20 protein-coding genes are annotated in these 22,860 nt (G+C 66.0%); 12 read left to right on the forward strand and 8 right to left on the reverse strand.

The annotated features are described in order from the left end of the window. Positions 1–255: 255 nt before the first annotated feature. The 3 genes from pilB to NX782_RS15075 all read left to right on the forward strand — a co-directional run bounded on the left by pilB (position 256) and on the right by NX782_RS15075 (position 5,446). Entirely contained in the window at positions 256–1,989 is a 1,734-nt protein-coding gene (pilB, locus tag NX782_RS15065) for a type IV-A pilus assembly ATPase PilB (protein WP_258846295.1), read from the forward strand. A gap of 19 nt (positions 1,990–2,008) precedes the next feature. After that, a complete protein-coding gene (locus NX782_RS15070) occupies positions 2,009–3,244 on the forward strand; it encodes a type II secretion system F family protein (RefSeq protein WP_258846296.1) in 1,236 nt (411 codons plus the stop codon). A 210-nt stretch (positions 3,245–3,454) separates the two neighbouring features. Next, a complete protein-coding gene (locus NX782_RS15075) occupies positions 3,455–5,446 on the forward strand; it encodes an acyltransferase family protein (protein WP_258846297.1) in 1,992 nt (663 codons plus the stop codon). Here NX782_RS15075 and NX782_RS15080 read toward each other — a convergent pair. After that, positions 5,391–8,141 (reverse strand): bifunctional diguanylate cyclase/phosphodiesterase, encoded by a 2,751-nt coding sequence (locus tag NX782_RS15080; RefSeq protein WP_258846298.1) that lies wholly within the window; start codon positions 8,139–8,141, stop codon positions 5,391–5,393. The two genes, NX782_RS15075 and NX782_RS15080, sit on opposite strands and share 56 nt — an antisense overlap. Before the next feature lie 206 nt (positions 8,142–8,347). On the opposite strand from NX782_RS15080, the gene NX782_RS15085 reads away from it, so the two are divergent. The 6 genes from NX782_RS15085 (at position 8,348) to NX782_RS15110 (ending at position 12,337) form a co-directional block, all read left to right on the forward strand. Continuing rightward, positions 8,348–9,220: a prepilin peptidase gene (locus NX782_RS15085; RefSeq protein WP_308632966.1), complete on the forward strand. Its 873-nt coding sequence runs from the start codon at positions 8,348–8,350 to the stop codon at positions 9,218–9,220. Then, positions 9,221–9,871, forward strand: a complete 651-nt coding sequence (gene coaE / locus NX782_RS15090) for a dephospho-CoA kinase (RefSeq protein ID WP_258846299.1) — start codon at positions 9,221–9,223, stop codon at positions 9,869–9,871. It abuts the gene before it with no gap. 62 nt (positions 9,872–9,933) lie between these two features. Next, positions 9,934–10,689 carry a cell division protein ZapD gene (gene zapD / locus NX782_RS15095; RefSeq protein ID WP_258846300.1) on the forward strand — a complete coding sequence of 252 codons (756 nt, stop codon included), beginning with the start codon at positions 9,934–9,936 and terminating at the stop codon, positions 10,687–10,689. An 8-nt stretch (positions 10,690–10,697) separates the two neighbouring features. Beyond that, a complete protein-coding gene (gene yacG, locus NX782_RS15100) occupies positions 10,698–10,880 on the forward strand; it encodes a DNA gyrase inhibitor YacG (RefSeq protein WP_258846301.1) in 183 nt (60 codons plus the stop codon). Between the two features lie 22 nt (positions 10,881–10,902). Continuing rightward, the gene (locus tag NX782_RS15105; RefSeq protein WP_258846302.1) at positions 10,903–11,283 is read left to right on the forward strand and encodes a tautomerase family protein; all 381 of its coding nucleotides are present in this window, start codon (positions 10,903–10,905) and stop codon (positions 11,281–11,283) included. Between the two features lie 64 nt (positions 11,284–11,347). Next, on the forward strand, positions 11,348–12,337 hold the full coding sequence (locus tag NX782_RS15110) for an aldo/keto reductase (protein ID WP_258846303.1): 990 nt from the start codon (positions 11,348–11,350) through the stop codon (positions 12,335–12,337). Positions 12,338–12,353: 16 nt separating this feature from the next. Here NX782_RS15110 and NX782_RS15115 read toward each other — a convergent pair whose 3' ends face one another. The 6 genes from NX782_RS15115 to argJ form a co-directional block, all read right to left on the reverse strand. Further along, the gene (locus NX782_RS15115) at positions 12,354–13,376 is read right to left on the reverse strand and encodes a S41 family peptidase (protein ID WP_258846304.1); all 1,023 of its coding nucleotides are present in this window, start codon (positions 13,374–13,376) and stop codon (positions 12,354–12,356) included. A 78-nt stretch (positions 13,377–13,454) separates the two neighbouring features. Beyond that, positions 13,455–13,868, reverse strand: coding sequence for an NUDIX domain-containing protein (locus tag NX782_RS15120; RefSeq protein WP_258846305.1), 414 nt, complete (start codon positions 13,866–13,868; stop codon positions 13,455–13,457). A gap of 79 nt (positions 13,869–13,947) precedes the next feature. Next, on the reverse strand, positions 13,948–14,523 hold the full coding sequence (locus tag NX782_RS15125; protein WP_258846306.1) for an invasion associated locus B family protein: 576 nt from the start codon (positions 14,521–14,523) through the stop codon (positions 13,948–13,950). Next, positions 14,520–15,713 carry a nidogen-like domain-containing protein gene (locus NX782_RS15130; protein WP_258846307.1) on the reverse strand — a complete coding sequence of 398 codons (1,194 nt, stop codon included), beginning with the start codon at positions 15,711–15,713 and terminating at the stop codon, positions 14,520–14,522. The genes NX782_RS15125 and NX782_RS15130 overlap by 4 nt, the downstream gene beginning before the upstream one ends. A 195-nt stretch (positions 15,714–15,908) precedes the next feature. Next, complete coding sequence (locus NX782_RS15135) at positions 15,909–16,820, reverse strand: ATP-binding protein (RefSeq protein ID WP_258846308.1); 912 nt, start codon at positions 16,818–16,820, stop codon at positions 15,909–15,911. A 12-nt stretch (positions 16,821–16,832) separates the two neighbouring features. Continuing rightward, positions 16,833–18,071, reverse strand: a complete 1,239-nt coding sequence (gene argJ / locus NX782_RS15140) for a bifunctional glutamate N-acetyltransferase/amino-acid acetyltransferase ArgJ (RefSeq protein ID WP_258846309.1) — start codon at positions 18,069–18,071, stop codon at positions 16,833–16,835. Between the two features lie 145 nt (positions 18,072–18,216). Between argJ and NX782_RS15145 the strand changes: the two genes are divergently transcribed. After that, the gene (locus NX782_RS15145) at positions 18,217–19,863 is read left to right on the forward strand and encodes a DUF945 family protein (protein ID WP_258846310.1); all 1,647 of its coding nucleotides are present in this window, start codon (positions 18,217–18,219) and stop codon (positions 19,861–19,863) included. Between the two features lie 10 nt (positions 19,864–19,873). Then, entirely contained in the window at positions 19,874–20,941 is a 1,068-nt protein-coding gene (locus tag NX782_RS15150) for an AI-2E family transporter (protein ID WP_258846311.1), read from the forward strand. Here NX782_RS15150 and NX782_RS15155 read toward each other — a convergent pair. Next, complete coding sequence (locus NX782_RS15155) at positions 20,886–21,692, reverse strand: CPBP family intramembrane glutamic endopeptidase (protein ID WP_258846312.1); 807 nt, start codon at positions 21,690–21,692, stop codon at positions 20,886–20,888. The genes NX782_RS15150 and NX782_RS15155 overlap by 56 nt on opposite strands. Positions 21,693–21,774: 82 nt before the next feature. Between NX782_RS15155 and NX782_RS15160 the strand changes: the two genes are divergently transcribed. Continuing rightward, on the forward strand, positions 21,775–22,776 hold the full coding sequence (locus tag NX782_RS15160; RefSeq protein ID WP_258846313.1) for a MerR family transcriptional regulator: 1,002 nt from the start codon (positions 21,775–21,777) through the stop codon (positions 22,774–22,776). Positions 22,777–22,860 lie beyond the last annotated feature (84 nt).

The raw sequence follows: 22,860 nt of genomic DNA on the forward strand, positions 1-22,860 counted from the left end.
TTGCAGGCGTTTCGTTACTGCAAGCAAAACTTGGATTCCCGCCTTCGCGGGAATGACGGCACATTGCCACTGGAGCCAACATGTCACCGTTTCCCCACTTATCACCTCAGCAATACCATTTCGTCTACGTGGTATGCACGCCTCTATCCTCACCCCAATCTCTTTACAAATGTGATGCCTACGGGCATCATCCAAAGCAGCCACCGGGCATGAGCGTCCAGCCCGGCTCCTTGTCGCCACTCCGTCCCTGATCCTATGGCAGCAGTCCTCCCGAACCCGACCGCAGGCACCGCATTGCCCGGGTTGGCGCGCGCCCTGGTCCAGGCCGGGCGCCTGAGCCTGCCGCAGGCGGACGGCCTGCAGAAAAAGGCGGCCGCCGACAAGACCGGTTTCATCGATACCCTGCTGGGCGCCGGCCTCATCGATGCGCGCAGCCTGGCCGTGTTCTGCGCCGAGACCTTCGGCTACCCGCTGCTCGACCTCTCCACCCTCGGTATCGAAGCCCTGCCGGCCAACGCCATCGACGCCCGCCTGATGCAGGCCCAGCGCGTGGTGGCCCTGTCCAAGCGCGGCAATAAACTGTCGGTGGCGCTGTCCGATCCGACCAATTCCCAGGCCCTGGACCAGATCAAGTTCCAGAGCGAAGCCTCGGTCGAGCCGGTGATCGTCGCCCACGACGCCCTGCTGGCCCTGCTGGCCACGCTGACCAAGAACGCCGAGCAGAGCATCAGCGAGCTGGTCGGCGAAGGCGACGACATCGAATTCGCCGACGAGGAACCGCAGCAGCCTTCGCAAGCCGAAGCCGCCGCCGCCACCGAAGTCGAGGACGCGCCCATCGTGCGCTTCCTGAACAAGGTGCTGATGGATGCGATCACGCTGGGCGCCTCCGACATCCACTTCGAGCCCTACGAAAAGCAGTACCGGATCCGCATGCGCGTGGACGGCGTGCTGCGCGACCACCTGGCGCCGCCGCTGTCGATCCGCGACAAGCTGGTCTCGCGCATCAAGGTGCTGGCCAAGCTCGACATCTCCGAAAAGCGCGTGCCGCAGGACGGCCGCATGCGCCTGGTGCTGTCGGCAACCAAGACCATCGACTTCCGCGTCAGCACCCTGCCGACCCTGTTCGGCGAGAAGACCGTCATGCGTATCCTCGACGCCACCCAGGCGCAGATGGGCATCGACGCGCTCGGCTACGATCCGGACCAGAAGGCGCTGCTGATCGACGCCATCACCCGCCCCTACGGCATGGTGCTGGTGACGGGGCCGACCGGTTCCGGCAAGACGGTGTCTTTATATAGCTGCCTGAACCTGCTGAACAAACCGGGCATCAACATCTCGACCGCCGAAGACCCGGCCGAGATCAACCTGCCGGGCGTGAACCAGGTCAACGTCAACGAGAAGGCGGGCCTGACCTTCCCGGTCGCGCTGAAGGCCTTCCTGCGCCAGGACCCGGACATCATCATGGTCGGTGAGATCCGCGACCTGGAAACCGCCGACATCGCGATCAAGGCCGCCCAGACCGGCCACATGGTGTTCTCGACCCTGCACACCAACGATGCGCCGTCGACGCTGACGCGCCTGATGAACATGGGCGTGGCGCCCTTCAACATCGCCTCCTCCGTCATCCTGATCACGGCCCAGCGCCTGGCGCGCCGCCTGTGCGCCTGCAAGCAGCCGCTCGACATCGAGCGCGAGGTCTTGAGGTCCGCCGGCTTCCGCGACGCCGACCTCGACGGCGAATGGAAGCCCTACGGTCCGGTCGGCTGCGAGCGCTGCCTGGGCTCGGGCTACAAGGGCCGGGTCGGCATCTACCAGATCATGCCGATCTCCCCGGCGATCGAAGCCCTGATCCTGGCCAACGGCAACGCGATGGAAATCGCCGCCCAGGCCGAAAGCGAAGGCGTGAATTCGCTGCGCCGCTCCGGCCTGATGAAGGTGAAACAGGGGCTGACCAGTCTCGAAGAAGTCCTTGGCTGCACCAACGAGTAGTTTAGATACGGGAAAACACATGGCAACTTCGGCCCAAGTACGCAGCGCTGGCGGCGCCCAGATCAAGGAATCCGTCTACGCCTGGGAAGGCAAGGACAAGACCGGCAAGACCGTGCGCGGCGAAATGCGCGCCGGCGGCGAAACCGTCGTCAACGTGACCCTGCGCCGCCAGGGCATCGTGGTGGTCAAGGTCAAGAAGAAGGCCTACCGCAGCGGCAAGAAGATCACCGAAAAAGACCTGGGCCTGTTCACGCGCCAGCTGGCCACCATGATGAAGGCCGGCGTGCCGCTGCTGCAATCCTTCGACATCGTCGGCAAGGGCCATTCGAATCCGTCGATGTCCAAGCTGATCATGGACCTGCGCGCCGACATCGAGACCGGCACCAGCCTGAACAACGCCTTCCGCAAGTACCCGCTCTACTTCGACCCGCTGTTCTGCAACCTGGTCGGCGCCGGCGAACAGGCCGGTATCCTGGAAGACCTGCTGACGCGCCTGGCGATCTACAAGGAAAAGACGCTGGCGCTGAAAGCCAAGATCAAATCCGCCCTCACCTACCCGATCTCGATCCTGGCGATCGCCTTCATCGTCACCGCGGTGATCATGATCTGGGTGGTGCCGGCCTTCAAGGAAGTGTTCAGCAGCTTCGGCGCCGACCTGCCGACCCCGACCCTGGTGGTGATGGCGATGTCCGACTTCGTCGTCAAGTGGTGGTACATCATCTTCGGCTCGCTGTTCGGCGCGATCTACTTCTTCTTCCAGTCCTGGCGCCGCTCGCTGAAGATGCAGCAGGCGATGGACCGCCTGCTGCTGCGCCTGCCGGTCTTCGGCGAAGTGATCCGCAAGGCCACCATCGCGCGCTGGACCCGCACGCTGGCGACCATGTTCGCGGCCGGCGTGCCGCTGGTCGAAGCCCTCGACTCGGTCGGCGGCGCGGCCGGCAACGCGGTCTACCTCGACGCGACGCGCAAGATCCAGACCGAAGTCAGCACCGGTACCAGCCTGACGGTGGCGATGCAGAACGCCAATGTGTTCCCGAACATGGTGACCCAGATGGTCGCCATCGGCGAGGAATCGGGTGCGCTGGACAGCATGCTGGGCAAGGTCGCCGACTTCTATGAAGAGGAAGTCGACGAGGCCGTGAGTGCGCTGTCTTCGCTGATGGAGCCGATGATTATGGTGATCCTGGGTGTGCTGATTGGCGGTCTTGTTGTGGCGATGTATCTGCCTATCTTCAAGCTGGGGGCGGTGGTTTAATCCCGCTGCTGCTTGTTCCTGCCGGCGCCACCAGGCGCCGGCCACGGTGCCTGGCGCATCCAGGCGCGCGACCTGCAACGGGTCAAGCTGTACGTCACCTGCCCGCGCAAGAATACCCAGTTACCCACCAGGCTTGTCTAACCCCACCCTGGTAGATAACAATAGAAAATTGTCAGCAATAAATCTATTCTTGCACCGGGACCCAGCACCTTGAACTCCAACGCACCGGACGTCGTCGACGCGCCGAAGGACGCCGCACGCGCCGCGGCCACCCATCTTCCCTACCGCCGCGACATCGACGGCCTGCGCGCAATCGCCGTGCTGTCGGTGATCCTGTTTCACGCCTTCCCGGCCCTGCTGCCGGGCGGTTTCATCGGCGTCGACATTTTCTTCGTCATCTCCGGCTACCTGATTTCCGGCATCCTGCTGCGCGAGCTCCAGCTCGGCAAGTTCAGCATCGCCGCCTTCTACGCGCGCCGCGTCAAGCGCATCTTCCCTTCGCTGCTGGCGGTGATGATCGCCTGCCTCGTGTTCGGCTGGCTCGCGCTGTTCCCCGACGAATATGGGCAATTGGGCAAGCACGTGGGCGGCGGCGCCAGCTTCGCCGCCAACTTCTTCTATTGGGCCCAGGTCGGCTACTTCGATACCAGCGCCGACACCAAGCCGCTGCTGCACCTGTGGTCGCTGGGGATCGAGGAGCAGTTCTACATCGTGTGGCCGGCGGTGCTGGCGCTGGCCTGGCGCTGGCGCAGCAAGCTGCTGCTGGTGACCGCGCTGCTGGCGCTGCTGTCCTTCGCGCTGAACGCGGCCGGGATCAGCCACCACGCGACCGCCACCTTCTATTCGCCGCTGAGCCGCGCCTGGGAGCTGCTGGGTGGCGCGCTGCTGGCCTGTGTTGCCCATGGCCGCCCGAGCGCTGCGCCTGGCGGCTTCAAGGCGCACCTGATGGCCAGCGCCGCGCTGGCGCTGCTGGCCCTGGGCCTGGCCTTGATCACCCCGAAGCACTTCCCCGGCTGGTGGGCACTGATGCCGGTGGCGGCGGCCATGCTGCTGATCGAAGCCGGGCCGCAGGCCTGGTTCAACCGGTTCGTGCTGGGCAATCCGGTGATGGTCTGGATCGGCCTGATCAGCTATCCGCTCTATCTGTGGCATTGGCCGCTGCTGTCCTTCGCCCAGATCGTCGAAGGCCACCTGCCGGCGCCGCAGATCCGCGCCGCGGCGCTGGTGGCGGCGGTGCTGCTGGCGTGGCTGTCCTGGCGCCTGCTGGAGCGGCCGCTGCGCGGCCTGCGCGGCGCCCGCGCGCGGGCCGCGGTGACGCTGCTGTGCGTACTGATGGCGGGCACCGGCCTGGCCGGCGGCTACGTGTTCTGGCAGCAGGGACTGCCGCAGCGCGCGGCGATCCAGGAAAACCTGGCCAACCAGAAGGCCCTGGTCCTGGTCGAAGACAAGGCCAACGCCGCCGCCTGCAAGCAGCGCTACGGCTTCGACTCCGTCTACAAATACTGCCTGCAGGCCTGGCCCGAGCGCGAGCCGACCGTGGCGCTGCTCGGCGACAGCCATGCCTACCACGTGGTGGCCGGCCTCACCAACTACTACAAGAGCAAGGGCGAGAACCTGCTGATGCTCGGCACCCGCGTGCCCTACTGGGACCTGCCGGCCGGCGCCGACGACGAGTTCCAGAAAGCGACCCAGCCGATGCTGGAGCAGGCGCTGAACACGCCCTCGATCAAGACCGTCATCTTCGCCACCCACCAGCGGGTCGGCTTCGCGGACAACTTCAAGCCGATGGTGAACGCCGCGCGCGATACCTACCGCCGCTTCCTGGCCGCCGGCAAGCGCGTGATCGTCATCGAAGACGTGCCGATCCTGCCTTTCGACCCGCGCACCTGCATCAGGCGCCCCGGCGTGGCTTCCTCGGCCACGACCTCGCCCTGCGGCATCCCGCGCAGCGAATGGGACAAGCAGGTCGACCAGCACGAGCAGATCCGCCAGGAGACGGCGCGCATGTTCCCGCAGGTCGAATGGTTCCGCGCATCGAGCGCGCTGTGCGACGAGCGCTGGTGCAGCGCCATGATCGACGGGCGCCTGATGTACCGCGACACCAACCACCTCAGCTACGACGGCGACCTGCGCGTGGGCAGCTGGTTCAGCCGATGGGCCGAACAGCAGCCCCCTGCAGCGCGGCCAGGCGGGAATCCCTGAGCATCTGCTCGAACTCGCGCGCCGGCACCGGCCTGCTGAACAGGTAGCCCTGCACCTCGTCGCAGCCGCGGCTGCGCAGGTAGGCCAGCTGGGCCTCGGTCTCGACGCCTTCGGCGATCACGCGCAGGCCCAGGTCGTGGGACAGCGAGATGATCGCCGCCACCATCGCCGTGCTGTTGGTGTCGTTCTCGATGTCGCGCACGAAGGACTGGTCGATCTTCAGCACGTCGACCGGAAAGCGCTTCAGGTAGGACAGGCTCGAGTAGCCGGTGCCGAAGTCGTCGATCGAGAGCTGCACGCCCATCGCCTTCAGCTCGCGCATGGTGGCGATGGCGGCATCGACGTTTTCCATCATGAGGCTTTCGGTCAGCTCGATCTCGAGGCTGGTGGCCGGCAGCCCGGTCTCCAGCAGCACCGATTCGATCAGGCGCGGCAGCGAGGCGTCGTTGAACTGGCGCGATGACAGGTTGACGGCGATGCGCAATTCGCCCAGGCCGCTCCTGTGCCAGGCCGCGGCCTGGGCGCAGGCGGCGCGCAAGACCCAGGTGCCCAGCGGGACGATCAAGCCGGTCTCCTCGGCCAGCGAGATGAACCGGTCCGGACGCAACATGCCCATTTGCGGATGGCGCCAGCGTAGCAGCGCTTCCATGCCGATCACTTCGCCAGTCGCCAGCGCGATCTGCGGCTGGTAATACAGTTCGAACTCGCTGTAGCTCATGGCGTGGCGCATCGCATCGACCAGCGCCAGGCGCTCCACCGCCCTTTCGTTCATGCTGGGCAGGTAGAAGCGCACGGCGTTGCGCCCGGCTTCCTTGGCCCGGACCATGGCGATCTGGGCATGCTTGACGAGGGTCTCGGCATCGCAGCCGTCGCCGGGGAAGCCCGCGATCCCGGCGCTGCAAGTGATGAACAGGCGCTGGTCCTGTTCCGTGAAGGGCGCGGCGACCGCCGCCAGCACCTCGTTCACCATCGCGGCCGCCTGGCGCTCGTCGATGCGGCTTTCCAGCAGCAGCACGAATTCGTCGTCGCCGGTGCGCGCCACGGTGCCGGTGGGGCCGGCCAGCGCCAGGATGCGTTCGCCGGCCTGGCGCAGCAGGCGGTTGCCGGCCGCGTGGCCCAGGCTGTCGTTGACGTGCTTGAAGTGGTCGAGGTCGAGCGCCACCACCCATACCGGCCAGCCCTGCGGGCGCGCGAACGCGATCGCGCGCGCGATGCGGTCGGTCAGCAGCACCCGGTTCGGCAGGCCGGTCAGGGTGTCGTAGTGGGCGCGGTGTTCGAGTTCGGCTTCGTACTGGCGGGCCGTGGTGACGTCGTATTCGCTGATGACGAAATGGTCGGTCACGCCCTGCGCGTCCTTGACCGGGGCCAGGTAGATGTCGGCGAACCACCTCGCGCCGTCCTTGCGCGCGAGCTGCAGCACCACGTGGCTTTCGCGCCGCTCGCGCAGGGCATTGTGCAGTTCGTGGAGGGCCGGCTGCTCGTCGCCGTCGGGCGCCAGCATGTCGATCGGCTGGCCGATGACCTCCTCCGGGCGCAGGCCGTGCAGGCGCTGGAAGGCGGGATTGACGTGGATGATGGGTGTGCCCTCGGCCAGCGCGTCCACCAGGATGACCGCATTCGCGCTCGATTCGATGGCGCGCTGGGACAGCCGCAGCGCCTCGGACGTGCGGCGCAGGTCGGCGGTGCGCTCGTCCACCAGGGCCTGGATGTAGGCGACGCGGCGCGACCGTCCCTGCACATGGGCGGCGGCGGCGACGCTGAAGCCCAGGCCGGTCAGCAGGACAAGCACGGATCCGAGGTGGGCGATAGCGGGTTCGCGGGCACGCGAGCGCAATTCCCAGGCCTGCCCGGACACGGTGAAGCGCTGGGTGCGGTCGAACAGTACCGAGCCCACCAGCTTGCCGGGGAAAGCCGCTTCGCCGCCGTCGAGGCTGCCGAAGCGCCCCACCTCGCGCATCGTCGACTGCCCTTGCACCTGGCGGGACAGGGTGATTTCGACGCCGGGCGCCAGGTTGGCATGGCGCAGGTTCAGTTGAACGAGTTCGTAGACATCGATCAGGACTTCGCTCACGCCGCGCGCCGCGGCGCGCCTTTCGACAGATCCGGCACCGGGCGACAGCGGACCGTAGACCGGCAGCGTGATCACGATGCCGAGCCGGCCGACCGGCTCGACCATGGGTACCAGGCCGCTGGCCATCGCCTGGCCGGTGGCGATCGCGCGCTCGGCCAGTTCGCGGTGCGGCGCGAAGGACCAGATGTCGTAACCATGCGCGGAGGCATTGCGCTGCTGCGGCGCGATCATGTCGAGCACCAGGTACAGCGGACGTTCGCCGGCGCGCACGAAGCCGCCATCCTTCTTTTCCTTGATCTCGAAATCCGGCCATACCTTGCGCCGTGCGGCCTCGTAGGCTGCGCGCTCGGCGCCAAGCACGAAGCGGTGGGAGGTCAGCCCGTGCACATACGGGTAGGTGTCGATCAAGGGCTGGGTGAAGCGGATGAACTGGGCGTCGCTGACCTCGTCGCTCGAGCGGAACAACAGGTTGACCGCGCGCACGGCTTCGCCGGCCTCGTCGAAACTGCCTTTGATCAGGGCAATCCGTATTTCCTGGCGCCGTGCGAAGTCGTAGCCGCTGCGCGTGCGCTCCAGGCCGAGTACCGCCTGGTGCAGGAACAGGGTGATGACGATACCGCCCAACAGCGTCCCTACCGTTACAGGATGCAAGGACAACACGGGAAATGCTCGTTTCAACGACGACTTCATTATGCACATGGGCCTGGCGGTATCGAACCGCCATCTTGCCATGCCGGCGCCAATCTGTCGCGTGGCCGCGTCGGCAGTGTCCAGACTGTCGAAATCCCCCTACAATAGGTTGATTCACAGAAACCGCTTATCTGCTCCCTATGCAACCGGATCTTTTCCTCTTCGCCGCCCCGGGCACCATGGCCGCCGCCGTGGTCGCCGCCATCTTCGGCCTGCTGATCGGCAGCTTCCTGAATGTGGTCGTGCACCGCCTGCCGATCATGCGCCAGCGCGAGATCGACAACTACATCGCGGACAAAGAGGGCAAGCCGCTGCCCCACCCGGACCGCTACAACCTGATGGTGCCGAGGTCGGCCTGCCCGCATTGCGGCCACCAGATCGGGGCGCTGGAAAACATCCCCATCGTCAGCTGGCTGGTCCTGCGCGGCAAATGCAGCGCGTGCAAAGCGCCGATCTCGGCCCGCTATCCGATCGTCGAAGCGGTCAGCGGCATCCTGTCGGGACTGCTGATCTGGCATTTCGGCAGCGGCTGGACCGGTCTGGCGACGCTGGTCTTCACCTACCTCTTGATCGCGATGACGCTGATCGACATCGACCACAAGGAACTGCCGGACGACCTCACCTATCCGCTGCTGTGGCTGGGCCTGCTCATCAACCTGGACGGCAATTTCGTGCCGCTGCGCGAAGCGGTGCTCGGCGCCGCCGGCGGCTACCTGTTCCTGTGGGCGGTCGCGCGCACCTATGAACTGGTGCGCGGGCAGATCGGCATGGGCGACGGCGACTTCAAGCTGCTGGCCGCCCTCGGCGCCTGGTTCGGCTGGAAGATGCTGCCGGCACTGATCGTGCTGTCCTCCTTCGTTGGCGCCGCCATCGGCATCGCCATGATCGTGATCGGCCGGACCAAGAAGGGCCAGCACATCCCGTTCGGCCCCTACCTGGCCGGCGCTGGTATGATCGCCCTCTTCTACGGACCCGAACTGACGCGCCTGGCGATCGGGCTGGCGCAGCCTTGAATGAATAAACTGCGGGATAAACAAGGATTCACGGTCGGCCTCACCGGCGGCATCGGCTGCGGCAAGACCACCGTCGCCGACCTGTTCGCCGCGCGCGGCGCCGCGGTCATCGACACCGACCAGATCGCGCACGCGCTGACCGCACCCCAGGGTGCGGCGATGCCGGCCTTGATCGCCGAATTCGGCGCCGATTTCGCCACGCCGGACGGCGCCATGGACCGCGCGAAGATGCGCGCCCTGGTGTTTGCCGATCCCGGCGCGCGGGCCCGCCTGGAGGGCATCCTGCATCCGCGCATCCGCGAAGCCACCGCCGCGGCGGCCCTGATCGCCACCGGGCCTTACGTGATGTTCGTGGTGCCGCTGTTGATCGAATCCGGCACCTGGCGCGAGCGCGTGGCGCGGGTGCTGGCGATCGATTGTCCGGAAGAGGTGCAGGTGGCCCGCGTGATGGCGCGCAATGGCTTGCCCGAAGCCCAGGTACGCGCCATCATGGCGGCCCAGGTCTCGCGCGCCCAGCGCCGGCTGGCCGCCGACGACCTCATCCTCAACGACGCCGGCGTCGATGCGCTGCTGCCCCAGGTGGAACGCCTGCACGCCTTTTATCTTGACGAAGCGGCAAGATTAGCGAGCGATCCGAACGAGCGTTTGTAATTTTGCCCACGATGGTTCAGAATCACGTGGTCGCGCCAGCCTACGCCGAGAGGAATGCCACTTTGATCGTCTACGAATACCCATTCAACGAGCGGATTCGCACGTTGTTGCGGCTCGAGGACCTGTACGAGAAATTCAAGTTCTTTGTGAATCAGGAGCATCCTCTGCAGCACCACGTCGCCCTCGCGACGATCTTCGACATGCTGGAAGTGGCGGGCCGCGCGGACCTCAAGTCCGACCTGCTGCAGGAACTCGAACGCCAGAAGCAAAGCCTGCTGAGCTACCGCAGCAATCCGGCCGTCGCCGCCGACGCGCTCGACGCCGTGCTGGCCGAACTCGATACCATCAGCAACGCCCTCGTCAACGCCCAGGGCAAGACCGGCCAGAACGTGCGCGACAACGAATGGCTGATGAGCATCCGCGGCCGCACCGTGATGCCGGGCGGCGCCTGCGAATTCGACCTGCCTTCCTACTACGCCTGGCAGCATCGTTCTGCCGAGCAGCGCCATGCCGACATCGCGGCCTGGTTCGCGCCGCTGGCGCCGCTGTTCGACGCCCTGTCCCTGGTGCTGCGCCTGCTGCGCGACTCGGGCGGTCCGGTCAAGATGATCGCGGTGGCCGGCAGCTACCAGCAGATGCTGCAGGGGAAGGTCTACCAGATGCTGCGTCTGTCCATCGACGAGAACCTCGGTGCGATTCCGGAAATCTCGGCCAACAAGTACATGCTGTGGGTGCGCTTCACGAGCCAGGGCGGGGACCTGAAACCCAAGCCGCTCGAAGACGATGTACCATTCGAGCTCACCCTCTGTAACTTCTGAACCGAATCATGACCGTCGTCGCCTGCCCCACCTGCGGCAAGAAAGTGGAATGGACCCCCGCGAACAAGTTCCGCCCCTTCTGCTCCGAACGCTGCAAACAAATCGACCTTGGCGCCTGGGCCGAGGAAAAATACACGATCCCGGGCGCCGCGCCCAATGACGCCCAGGACGATCCGCTGGCCAACCAGTAAGCCTTTTTGAAGGGGATTCCGCATGCCGCTCGTCACCCTTACCGTCCGCAAGCCGAAAAGCCCCGAGTTCAAGGGCAAGGTGCTCGATGCCGTGCACGCCAGCCTGGTCTCGACCGGCGTGCCCGACACCGACAAGTTCCAGCGCGTGCTGGAACTCGACGCCGCCGACTTCCGCTTCGATGCTTCCTATCCCGACGTGGCCACCGCGCGCACCGACGATTTCGTGCTGATCGAGATCCTGTGGTCGGTCGGGCGCAGCGTGAAGGTCAAGAAGAAGCTGCTGGCCGAACTGATGGACCGCCTGCGCATGGCCGGGCTGGACCCGGAAAACGTGATGGTGGTGTTCAAGGAAACCAGCTGGGAAAACTGGGCGTTCGCGGGCGGCCGCATCCTGCACACTTGAAGCGCTGCCTGCGCGGTGGCGGACGGACTGCTATAGTCGTCCTTCACTTTGTCAGGAGCGCACGATGCAGAAACGAAAACTCGGCAATCTGGAAGTCTCCGCCCTCGGCCTGGGCTGCATGGGCATGACCCACGCCTACGGCCAGGCACCCACCAGGGCCGACATGATCTCGCTGCTGCGCAGCGCGGTCGAGCGCGGTGTCACCTTCTTCGATACGGCCGAAGTCTACGGCCCCTTCAACAACGAGGAACTGGTCGGCGAGGCGCTGGCGCCGCTGCGCGGGCAGGTCGTCATCGCCACCAAGTTCGGCTTCGCGCCCGACCCGAAGGGCGGGCCGCGCTGGAGCGAGCTGGACAGCCGCCCGGAACACATCCGCGCCGTCACCGAGGCTTCGCTCAAACGCCTGAAGACGGATGCGATCGACCTGCTCTATCAGCACCGCGTGGATCCGAACGTGCCGATCGAGGACGTGGCCGGCACGGTTGGCGAGCTGATCAAGGAAGGCAAGGTGAAGCACTTCGGCCTGTCCGAAGCCGGACCCGACACGATCCGCCGCGCCCACGCGGTGCAGCCGGTCACGGCGCTGCAGAGCGAATACTCGCTGTGGACGCGCGAACCGGAAGCCGAGATCCTGCCGCTGCTGGAAGAACTGGGCATCGGCTTCGTGCCCTTCAGCCCGCTTGGCCGCGGCTTCCTGACCGGCAAGATGGACGAGAGCACCCAGTTCGATAGCAAGGACTTCCGCAACAGCCTGCCGCGCTTCACCGCCGAAGCCAGGAAGGCGAACCAGGTGCTGGTCGATCTGCTGGGCCAGGTCGCGCAGCAGAAAGGCGCGACGCCGGCCCAGGTGGCGCTGGCCTGGCTGCTGGCGCAGAAACCCTGGATCGTGCCGATTCCGGGCACCACCAAGCTGCACCGACTGGACGAGAACCTGGGCGCCGTGGCGCTCCAGTTGACGCCGGAGGACCTGGCCGGCATCGATGCGGCGGCCGCGAACATCACGGTGCAGGGCGCCCGCTATCCGGAGCACTTGGCGCGTCAAGCCAAGGGCTGAGTGAGGCACGCAGGACTCAGGAGGCTGGGCCGAGTTCCTCGAGGCGCTTGCGGATGTCGGCCTGCACCCTCGGCTCCTGCTTGCGTGCGCGCAGTTTGTCGAGGATGAGAATCTGTGCTCGGGTCAATGCCTCCGCGGCAGGCACGGCCACATCGGGCGCCACGCCCACGCCTTCCCAATCCTTGAGCGTGACCGGATCGCGCGCCGTGGAGTTTGGCACCATCAGTGCAAGACGGGCATTGATCGGCTTGATGAGAGAAGGATGCGCGCCGCCGCGCGTCGTTTCCCCGACGATGATCGCGCGCTTCAGGCCTTTCAGGGCGAAGGCCAGCCCCTCGGCCGCCGAAAAGGTCTCCTTGCTGGTCAGGATATAGACTTCTTTGTCTGCACTAAAACGGCTGCCCGGCACGGCCGGCGACGTCCACTGCTGCTCGATGACATTCCCTTCGCGCGTGTAGAGATCGGCGATATGTGTCCGTTTATCGAAGAAATAACTCGCCAGCAGAGGCACCGCATCGGTGGTGCCGCCACCGTTCTCGCGCAGGTCGATGATGAGGGCATCCGTATTGGCCAGTAGCGTCATGGCCGCGCCGATAGCCGGTCCCGAATCGGCCGCGGGCGCGAAGAAGCGCGTCTTCAGGTAGCCGATATTGCCGGGCAGGCGCTCGACACGTTCGATTCCATAATTTTCTTCACGCATGCGTGCCTGCCGTTGCGCGAGGCTCGGCGCCGGCTTGGCATTCGTGGATCCCGGCGCCGGCTCCGCACTGTACAGCAAGCGCAGGTGCGGATCTTTGGTCACGTCTCGCATCATCGCCGTGACGCTCTCGGCAAAAGCTTCTTCGCTGTCCGACTTGCCGAAGTCGGCGCGACGCAAGACGGGTTCCAGCTTGCGGGCTTTTTCGGCATCGATATAGGAGGTGTTCAGTTCCTTGACGATGCTTTGGATGATGGCGGCCCGCTCGCCGACCGGGCCGGTCTCGGCGCGTGCCGGAAAGATGGAAAACAATGCGGAAAGCAGGATGACATGGCGATGCACGATACGCTCCATTCGCTGGGTTTGAACAAACTTGTCCGGCTTCAGCGAAGATAGCTTATCTAGACATTGATGTCTATATTAATTATGTGGATAGCGCACCCGGTCCAGCCACTCCAGCAGCGGAATGGTCGCCGGCAGTAAAGGGCTGACCGAATACCCGCCCTGCCACGCGAAGGCCTGGCCCTCCAGGCTTTGCGGCTCGCCTTCCCACTCGCGGCTGATGTAGAAGTACAGCCGCACATGCGCGTGTTCGTAGACGTGTTCGACGCAGCACCAGGGCTCGGCGCTGACGATGTGCACGCCCAGCTCCTCGACGAATTCGCGCTGCAGGGCGTGGAAGATGTCCTCGCCCTGCTCCACTTTCCCGCCCGGGAATTCCCAGTAGCCGGCATAGGGTTTGCCTTCGGGGCGCTGGCCGAGCAGCACGTCGCCGTTCTCGCGCATGAGGATGCCCACCGCGACATCGATGGGTTTGCTTTGTTTGCCCTGCATGGATGTGTCTGTCCGGGAAAATCCCGTATTGTACGCCAGGCCGCGCAGCGAACGGACGCTGCGGGCCTGGCCAGTCCAGCTAGCGTGCCGCCTGCCTGGCCGGATCGCGCGCCAGGTCCTGCTGTTGCTGGCGCAAGGCGGCCAGCGCGTCGCCGAATCCCTTCAGCGACAAGGGAAGCGTTACCTGCCGCCCATCCTTCTGGAGGTAGGCGAACTGGGCCAGCTTCCCTGCGCGCAGGCGCTTGAGCACGGGCGGCGTGAGGCGCCCCACCGCTTCGCAGCGGCGTGCGTCGCAGTCCGTGATCGCCAGGCGCATGTCCGGCAATGCGTCGACCTTGATGCCGATGCCGGCACGCGGTTCGGCTTGCGCCGAGAATCGCGCACGCAGGGTCGGCACCGCCGCCGAGTCGACGAAATCGACCGTCAGCCCGAGCACGACCTGGCGCTTGCGCGGATCGGCCATGACGAGCTGCGACACCATGCAGCGCTCGACCGCCCTACCCATGTCGCCGGCCGCGACGGCACAGGACATGCCCCAGTTGCCGTAGCGTTCACTGCGGGTCTGGCGCGGCGCATCCGGCGCCGACGGGCCGGCGCCGGCCGCGCCGGACGCCAGGGCAAGCGCCAGGCCGATGGCACGCAAGACCATCCTCATGCGCGCGCACCGCGCCGGCGGCGCCCTGCCAGCGACGCCAGCGCACCGGCGGCCAGCAGCATCATCGAGGTCGGCTCCGGCACCGTGCCGCCGGTGTCGGTCACGATCGGATCCTGGGTCATCGAGACCCTGCCGGCGCCGGTGAACTCCAGACCGGTGACAAAGGCCTGCGTGTTCGCAGGGTCGAGGCCGGCGCCGGCGTCGATGCCGAGCAGCTTGAAGCCGTTGACGCCGTTGGCGCCGAACTCGAACCACTGGCCCGGCATCGCGGTCCCCAGCAGGATGTCGTCGAGGCCGTAGATCTGGTAGCCGTCGGTGTCGCCGGCAATCACGGGGAACAGCGCGCGCAGGATGTTCGGACCCGAATTGACACGGTACTCATAGCCGACCGCGACTTCCGGATCGATGAACACCGGCGTTCCCAGCTGCACGTCGAAGTTGAACTGGAAGCCATCGTCGTTGACGATATCGGGCAGCAGCGGCGCGTCGGGGCTCGAACCGTCGGAGGTGGTGCCGTTGCGGATCGCCATCGTCCACAGGCCGGGCGCTTCCTGGCTGACGTTCGAGGTATTCGCCAGGTTCAGGATGTCGTTGCTGAAGGAGCCCGGCAAGACGAAGAAGTTGGTCTGGTTGCCCGCATCGTAGCCGGCCTGCGCCGGGGTGCCGCCGATACCGCCGGAGCCGCCGCTGGCGTCGCCGGTGGTCCACTCCAGGCGGTTATAACGGAATTCGATATCGAAATTGCCCGCGCCCGTGTCCGCCCGGTTAACCAGCGTCATCTGGAAGTCGTTCAGCTTGTCGTTGTGCCCGCTGTAGTAGCCGACATTATTCCAGGTGACGACCACGGTATCCTGGTTCGGCGCGGCCACGTAGACCGCGCCACCGCCCGGCTGGTTGCGGGTATCGACGTCGGCCCAGAACGGCGCGATGACGGGCAGGCTGGAATTCGGGAAAGGCTGGGGCGTAAAGGTGCCGAGCGCGTTGCCGAACGAGATATTGCCGTTGTTGTTGACGAAGAAGTGGCTGTAGCTGCCACCGAAGAAATTCACGCTGAATGGCAGGTTCAGCTGGTTGGAGGACTGATCGTCATTCGGAATCTGGCTCAGCTCGCCGTAGCCGGCGGGTCCGCCCAGGCCATTTCGCAATGGCACCGCATACGCGGACTGGAACACGACTAACCCGAGAACCATTGAAAATACGGCTTTTTTTGTCAGAGACATGTATTGCCCTTTCTGGTTGAGGTGGAAAAGCACCGTAACCGGAAGAGCAAAAGCTATGCCAACAAAAAGTCATTAGCAATATCAACGAGTTATAATTTACCCAACATCGAGCTGTAAATATATCTGACAAAAATCAATGCCAAGCTGATGCGCAGCGGGTAGTTATCAGCCGCTGACCGAGCCCGGCGCAACCGATTCCGGCAGCCTGCCTGCATAATCCTTGGCGAACTGCCAGGCCACCCGACCCGAACGCGAGCCGCGCTGCAAGGCCCAGCGCAGCGCGTCCGCGCGCGCTTCCTCGATCTGCTGCGGCGTGCAGCCGAAGCTGCGCAGCCAGTGCGCGACGATGTCGAGGTAATCGTCCTGCTTGAACGGATAGAAGGACAGCCACAGGCCGAAACGCTCGGACAGCGAGATCTTTTCCTCGACGGTTTCGCCGGGATGCAGATCGCCGTCGTCGCCGTGGCTGTAGCCGGCGTTATCCGACATCTTTTCCGGCATCAGGTGGCGCCGGTTCGAGGTCGCGTAGATCAGCACGTTGTCCGACTGCGCGGCCACGCTGCCGTCCAGCGCCACCTTCAGCGCCTTGTAACCGGCCTCGCCCTCTTCGAAACTGAGGTCGTCGCAAAAGATCACGAAACGCTCGGGGCGGCCGGCCACCAGGTCGACGATGTCCGGCAGGTCGGCCAGGTCGGCTTTATCGACTTCGATCAGGCGCAGGCCCTGGCTGGCGAAGCCGTTCAGGCAAGCCTTGATCAGCGAAGATTTGCCGGTGCCGCGCGCGCCGGTCAGCAGCACGTTGTTGGCCGGGCGGCGCTGCACGAACTGGCGCGTGTTCTGCTCGATCTGCTCCTTCTGGCGGCCAACGTGCTGCAGATCGTCCAGCGCGATGTTCGAGGCGTGCAGCACCGGCTGCAGGTACTTGCCCGCGTTGGCGCCGGCGCCCGGCCTGCGGCGCCAGCGGAAGGCGAAACTGCGCCCCCACTCGGGCTCGCGCGGCACGGCTGGGGGCAGCATCGCCTCCAGCCTGGCCAGCAGGTTCTCGGCGCGGTGCAGGAACTGGTCGAGCTGGTTCATGCCTGGATCCGCTTACGAGCGATAGTCGGCGTTGATCGACACGTAGTCGTGCGACAGGTCGCAGGTCCAGACGGTGCTGTTCGCATCGCCGCGGCCCAGTTCCACGCGCACCAGGATCTCCGCCTTCTTCATCACGCGCTGGCCGTCTTCTTCCTTGTAGTCCGGATTGCGGCCGCCGGCCTTGGCCACCAGCACGTCGTCCAGGTAGAGGTCCAGCTTCGTGGTATCGAGGTCGTCGATGCCGGCATAGCCGATCGCGGCCAGGATGCGGCCCAGGTTCGGGTCGGAGGCGAAGAAGGCGGTCTTCACCAGCGGCGAGTGGGCGATCGCGTAGCCGATCTTGCGGCACTCTTCCATGTCGCGGCCCTGCTCCACCGAGATGGTGATGAACTTGGTCGCGCCTTCGCCGTCGCGGATGATCTGCTGGGCCAGGTGGGTCGAGATGCCGGTGACGGCGTCGCGCAGGGCGATGTAGTCCGGGCTGTCGGTGCTGTCGATGCTCAGCGTGCCGGCGCCCGTCGCCACCAGGATGAAGGAGTCGTTGGTCGAGGTGTCGCCGTCGATGGTGATGCAGTTGAACGAACGGTCGGCGGCGTAGCGCACCAGTTCGTTCATCACCGGCTGCGCGACTTTCGCATCGAAGGCCAGGTAACCCAGCATGGTCGCCATGTTCGGCTTGATCATGCCGGCACCCTTGCTGATGCCGGTCATGGTGACGGTGTGGCCGCCGATGGTGGTGGTCAGCGAGGCCGCTTTCGGCTGGGTGTCGGTGGTCATGATGGCTTCCGCCGCATTGAACCAGTTGTCCTGCTTCAGGTTCGACACGGCCGCCGGCAGCGCGGCGACGATCTTCTGCACCGGCAGCTGTTCCAGGATCACGCCGGTCGAGAACGGCAGCACCTGCTGGGCGTCGATGCCGAGCAGGCGCGCGACTTCCTCGCAGGTGGTGCGGGCGCTTTGCAGGCCCTGCTCGCCGGTGGCGGCGTTGGCGTTGCCGGTGTTGACCACCAGCGCGCGGATCGGCTTGCCGCCGTTCGACACGGCTTCCAGGTTGGCCTTGCTCACCTGGACCGGCGCGGCGCAGAAGCGGTTCTTGGTGAACACGCCGGCGACGGTGGCGCCCTCGGCAAGTTTCATCAAGAGCACGTCCTTGCGGTTCGGCTTCTTGATGCCGGCTTCGGCAAAGCCGATGTCGATGCCGTTCACGGGTTTCAGTTCGCTGGCGACGGGCAGGGGAGAATTGACGGCCATGGTGTTCTCGACTCTCAAAGAAGGAAAGATTGACTAATCCATTATTGTACCGCCAGCCGGCCCCTGGCAGCGCCGCAGCATCGTTAATGACTTTTTAAGAGGAGTCGTTAATAATTGGAAACATAATAACGATATCCCCCGTCCCGTGAAAACTGTCCTGTCCTCTTCCCTGCTGGCCGCTACGCTGCTGACCACTACGCTGCTGGCCACCTCCGCATCCGCCGCCGAAGCCACGCCGCCGGCCCGCCCCGCACCCGGTCCGGTGGCGGACGCCATGCAATCCGCCATGCGCGAAATCCAGGCGGCGCAGAGCCCTGCCCTGCCCGTCCACGTCCAGCTGGAGCGCCTCGGGGCCATGCGCTATAGCCCGGAGACCGCCGCCAAGCTGCGCGCCGTGTTCGGCAACGAGCAGCCCTTCACCGTCGAAAAGCGCCCGGCCAAACCCGGACGCCAGCTGTACCGCATGCGCCTGCAGCCGCTGCACTATGCGGACAAGGACGATTCGCGCGTGGACTGGGACGAGGCCCTGCTCGACTTCGACACCGACAAGAGCGGCACCACGGTCGACTTCAGCGGACGCTGGAACATGCTGGCTGCCAGCGACCCGGCCATGCGCCTGAGCGCGGAGGGCATCAGCCTGACCGGTCGCCAGCGCCGCAGCCCCGACAAGCTCTGGTTCGGCAACGGCCAGCTGCGCATTGCCCGCGTGCGCGGCGAATCGCCGCCAACGCCGCAGACGCCGAATGGCGGCATGGACTTCAGCGTGAACGATCTGCGCACGTCCTGGCGCACCATCGAACGGCCGAAGACCGTCGACATGCAGCTCCAGCAGCGCATCGCCAGCATCGACGCCGCCGGCGAAAAGGTCGAGGACGTACGCTTCGACATGCGCTTCGTGAACCTCGACCGCGCCGCGATGGTGGAACTGCAGGCCGCCGGCGAGCGCCAGCGCGAACAGTTGAAGGCGATGACGCCTGAGCAGCAGCTGGCGGCCGTGATGCCGATGCTGCAGACCTTCGGCAAGAGCGCCCTGGTGCGCGGCTCGGCCATCGAGATCGACGAGATCAGCGCGCGCTTCCACGGCAACAAGGCCAGCATCCGCGGCCGTGTCGGCCTGCAGGGCGCGGTCGAGGCCGACCTGAAGAACGTGGCGGCGCTGGTGAAAAAGATCGCCGCCCGTTTCGAGATCCGCGTGCCGGTCGCGATGGTGCGCGATATCAGCGGCATCGTTGCCGCGCGCCAGTCGGCGCAACAGGGGGCGGCGCCGAACGGCATGAGCGTGGCCCAGCTGGGCCAGACCATGACCGACGTCGTGGTCGGCAAGCTGGTCGGCGCCGGCTACGCACGTATCGAGAACGACGTATTGGTCTCGACCGTCGAATTCCGCAACGGGAAGCTGAGCGCCAACGGCAAGGAAGTCGCGCTGCCCCAGGCGCCGGCGGGCGGCCAGGCACCGGTGTCGAACCAGCGCTCGGACCTGCCGCCGGGCGCCCTGCAGGCACGCCGCATCGAGGACAGCTGCCGCCTGCCGGACTTCCCGGACGAAGTGCTGGCCCAGGACAAGGCCTTGAGCGCGGGCTTCGCTTACCGCGTGAATGAGAGCGGCACGGTGGAAAACGCGCGCGTCACCGCCCCCAGCGGCTACCCGGCCTGGGACCGGGCAATGGCCGAGGTGCTGGGCCAGTGCCGCTACATCCCGGCCCTGCAGGACGGCAAGCCGATCGGGCTGCAGGTAGACTGGAGCGTGTCGCGCACCCGCGGCGGGCCGCGCTCGCCGGTGCCGACGCCTTGAGAAAGCATCCATGACCGAGACCCAACGCAGCGTGCTGAGCGCCGGCTTTTCGCTGGCGATCATCCTGGCCGCCCTGTTCGTGACCCAGCGCTTCGTGCTGCCGCTGCTGTGGGCCGCGATCCTGTGCATCGCCACCTGGCCGCTCTACCGGCGCGCGCTGCGCATGCTCGGCAACCGCGAGATCCTGGCCGCGGCCCTGACCACGGTGGTGGCGGCGCTGGTCTTCGTCACGCCGCTGGTCCTGGGCCTGACCCAGGCGGCGCGCCAGGCGCCGGCACTGGCCCAGCTGGTCGCCAGCGCCAACACCGAGGGCCTGGCGGCTCCTGCATGGCTGCACCGGATCCCGATGGCCGGCGAAGCCGTCTACAACTGGTGGCAGGCCACGCTGGGCCAGCCGCACGGCCTGGCGCACCTGCTGCAGGACAGCTCAGTGGGCCACATGCAATCGGCCAGCGAAGTGCTCAAACGGGTCGGCACCGGCACCCTGCACCGCCTGATCGACATCGGCTTCGCCTTCCTCTGCCTGTTCTTCTTCTACAAGGACGGCAAGGCGCTGCAGGGCCAGCTCGAGGCCATCGGTTCGCACCTGATCGGCGCCCAGCGCTGGACCCTGTATTCGCTGAAGGTGCCGACCGCGGTGCGCGCCACCGTCAACGGCCTGGTGCTGGTCGGCCTGGCCGAGGGCGTCCTGCTGGGCATCGGCTACCAGTTCGCCGGCGTGCCATCGAGCATGCTGTGGGCAGCCGCCACCGGCGTGCTGGCCATCATCCCCTTCGGCGCGCCGCTGGCCTTCGGCGCCGTCGCCGCCCTGCTGGTCTACCAGGGCAACGTGGCGGCTGCCGCCGCCATCGCCGCCTGGGGCTTCATCGTGCTGTTCGTGGCCGACCACTTCGTCCGCCCGACCATCATCGGCAACGCCACCAAGCTGCCCTTCCTGGCGGTGTTACTCGGCATCCTGGGCGGGGTCGAAACGCTCGGCCTGATCGGGCTGTTCGTCGGGCCGGTGGTGATGACCTTGTTCGTCACCTTGTGGCATGAGGAAAAGCGGTTCCGGCATGCCCCGCCGCGGGGCGCATGAAGGTCAGGGCGCAGGCCAGCAATACCAGGTGGGCGACGCAGGAATAGAACGGCGCCACCGTGGGTTGCGCGAGGTCTGACTGGGCGAAGCTGTCGAGCAGGCCGTTGGCGAGGTTCCAGCCCCAGTGCAGGCCGACCGCTGCCCACAGCGTGCGCGTACGGTACAGCGCCGCCGCGTAGGCAAGGCCGAAGCAGAAGATCGTCAACCACTCGACCGGCCCCTTGTGCAAGCGGTAGATGTGGTTCAGCACGTACAGCGCGGCCGAGACCACGATGAAAACCCAGCGCCTGCCGAGCGTCGGGAAAGCGCGCAGCACGAGACCGCGCGTGAGGATATCCTCGGCGCTGGACGCGATGAAGGTAGAGAAAACGAGCAAGGCCAGCGCGCTGGCGGGCGGCGTCTCCGCCCACGCGAAGGTGTACACGCCGGCGCGCGTACCGATGGCGACGGCGGCGAACTTGGCGACGACAGCCAGCCCGAGGCCCAGCGCCAGGAGCCGCAGCCAGCCTGGCCGCGCGTCCAGGTACCAGGCGCGCATGCCGCTGAAGCCGAGGACACGCGAGCCCCACCACGCCGCGAGCGGGAACAGCAGCAGCAGATAGGGATTTCCGACGCCTTCGGGCATCTGGTAGAAGAAGAACAGCACGGCGGCCACCAGCAACAGACGGGACGAAGCCGGCTGCGGGATGGCGCCAGCGGTCAGGGTCTGCATGCGCGCTCCAGGAATGTGCGAAGCTTGCCAGAATATCATGACAGTAAATCAAAACAAGCTTAACTCTCACGCCACGTGAGGCGCCAGACTGGGTTCACGTTGAAGAAAAGGAGACAGTTCGATGCTGAAAGTGGGAGAACTCGCCGCGCTCGCCCGGCTCACCGTGCGCACGCTGCACCATTACGACAGCATCGGGCTGCTCCGGCCTTCGGCGCGTTCCGATGCCGGCTACCGGCTCTACGACCGCGACGACGTGGCGCGCCTGCACCAGATCCAGGCCCTGCGTTCGTTCGGCATGAGCCTGGCCGACATCGGCCTTTACCTGGACAGTCCGGAAGGCAGTCCGCTGGCGGTGGTCGAGCGCCAGCTAGCGGCCATCGACCGCCGGATCGCCGAGGCGGCGCGGGTGCGCGAGCAGTTACAGCGCCTGCACGCCGAACTCGCGACTGGCGGCCAGCCCGACCTGTCCACCTGGCTGGACTCACTGGAGCAGATGAGCATGTACGAAAAATACTTCACACAGGATGAACTGGCGCGCCTCCCGATGTACCACGACGAAGCCATCAAGGCGCAATTCAAGGGCATGGTCGAAGAAGCGCAGGCGCTGATGCACAAGCAGACGCCGCCGGATGCGCAAGCCGCCCAGGACTTGGGACAGCGCTGGCTGGACACCTTCGGCCGCGGCACCAACGGCGACGCCGAACTCGCGGCGCGCGTCAACCTGATGATGACGCGCGAAAAAGGGTCGGCCGAGGTACCGGAAGACCTCATGCAGTACATGATGGCGGTGATCGGCGAGCTGAAATACGCGATCTGGTCGCGCTACCTGGCGCCCGAGGTGATCGCCCGCATGCGCAAGCATTACGCCTCGCGCGGCCACGAGTGGGCGCCGCTGATCGGCCGGGTGCGCGAACAGATGCGCCTCGATCCGGATGCCACGCAGCCGGCTTCCCGGGAACTGGGGCGCCAGTGGATGGAGCTGTTCCACGACATGGTCGGCACCGATCCGCAGGCGGTCGCGGGCTTTCGCCGCGCGACCGAGGAACGGCCGATGCTGCGCAAGGGGTCGGGCGTCAGCGATGAGGCGCTTGCCTGGCTGCGCAAGAGCCTGAAACCGGTGTGACCTGCGCGTGGCACTGGGTGCCCACCCTACAGCGGCGCCATGATTCGTAGGGTGGGCTCCCCGAGCCCACGCAGCATCGCCAAT

The organism is Massilia norwichensis, from assembly GCF_024753245.1.
GTDB classification, from domain to species: domain Bacteria; phylum Pseudomonadota; class Gammaproteobacteria; order Burkholderiales; family Burkholderiaceae_D; genus Telluria; species Telluria norwichensis.

Excerpts from the sequence above, each read along its gene's own strand:
- NX782_RS15160 (WP_258846313.1), top strand. The coding sequence starts at position 21,775 with ATGCTGAAAGTGGGAGAACTCGCCGCGCTCGCCCGGCTCACCGTGCGC.
- NX782_RS15130 (WP_258846307.1), bottom strand. The coding sequence starts at position 15,713 with ATGGTTCTCGGGTTAGTCGTGTTCCAGTCCGCGTATGCGGTGCCATTG.
- NX782_RS15120 (WP_258846305.1), bottom strand. The coding sequence starts at position 13,868 with ATGCAGGGCAAACAAAGCAAACCCATCGATGTCGCGGTGGGCATCCTC.
- NX782_RS15135 (WP_258846308.1), bottom strand. The coding sequence starts at position 16,820 with ATGAACCAGCTCGACCAGTTCCTGCACCGCGCCGAGAACCTGCTGGCC.
- NX782_RS15085 (WP_308632966.1), top strand. The coding sequence starts at position 8,348 with ATGCAACCGGATCTTTTCCTCTTCGCCGCCCCGGGCACCATGGCCGCC.
- NX782_RS15150 (WP_258846311.1), top strand. The coding sequence starts at position 19,874 with ATGACCGAGACCCAACGCAGCGTGCTGAGCGCCGGCTTTTCGCTGGCG.
- NX782_RS15105 (WP_258846302.1), top strand. The coding sequence starts at position 10,903 with ATGCCGCTCGTCACCCTTACCGTCCGCAAGCCGAAAAGCCCCGAGTTC.
- NX782_RS15125 (WP_258846306.1), bottom strand. The coding sequence starts at position 14,523 with ATGAGGATGGTCTTGCGTGCCATCGGCCTGGCGCTTGCCCTGGCGTCC.
- argJ (WP_258846309.1), bottom strand. The coding sequence starts at position 18,071 with ATGGCCGTCAATTCTCCCCTGCCCGTCGCCAGCGAACTGAAACCCGTG.
- coaE (WP_258846299.1), top strand. The coding sequence starts at position 9,221 with ATGAATAAACTGCGGGATAAACAAGGATTCACGGTCGGCCTCACCGGC.
- pilB (WP_258846295.1), top strand. The coding sequence starts at position 256 with ATGGCAGCAGTCCTCCCGAACCCGACCGCAGGCACCGCATTGCCCGGG.
- yacG (WP_258846301.1), top strand. The coding sequence starts at position 10,698 with ATGACCGTCGTCGCCTGCCCCACCTGCGGCAAGAAAGTGGAATGGACC.
- NX782_RS15155 (WP_258846312.1), bottom strand. The coding sequence starts at position 21,692 with ATGATATTCTGGCAAGCTTCGCACATTCCTGGAGCGCGCATGCAGACC.
- NX782_RS15110 (WP_258846303.1), top strand. The coding sequence starts at position 11,348 with ATGCAGAAACGAAAACTCGGCAATCTGGAAGTCTCCGCCCTCGGCCTG.
- NX782_RS15070 (WP_258846296.1), top strand. The coding sequence starts at position 2,009 with ATGGCAACTTCGGCCCAAGTACGCAGCGCTGGCGGCGCCCAGATCAAG.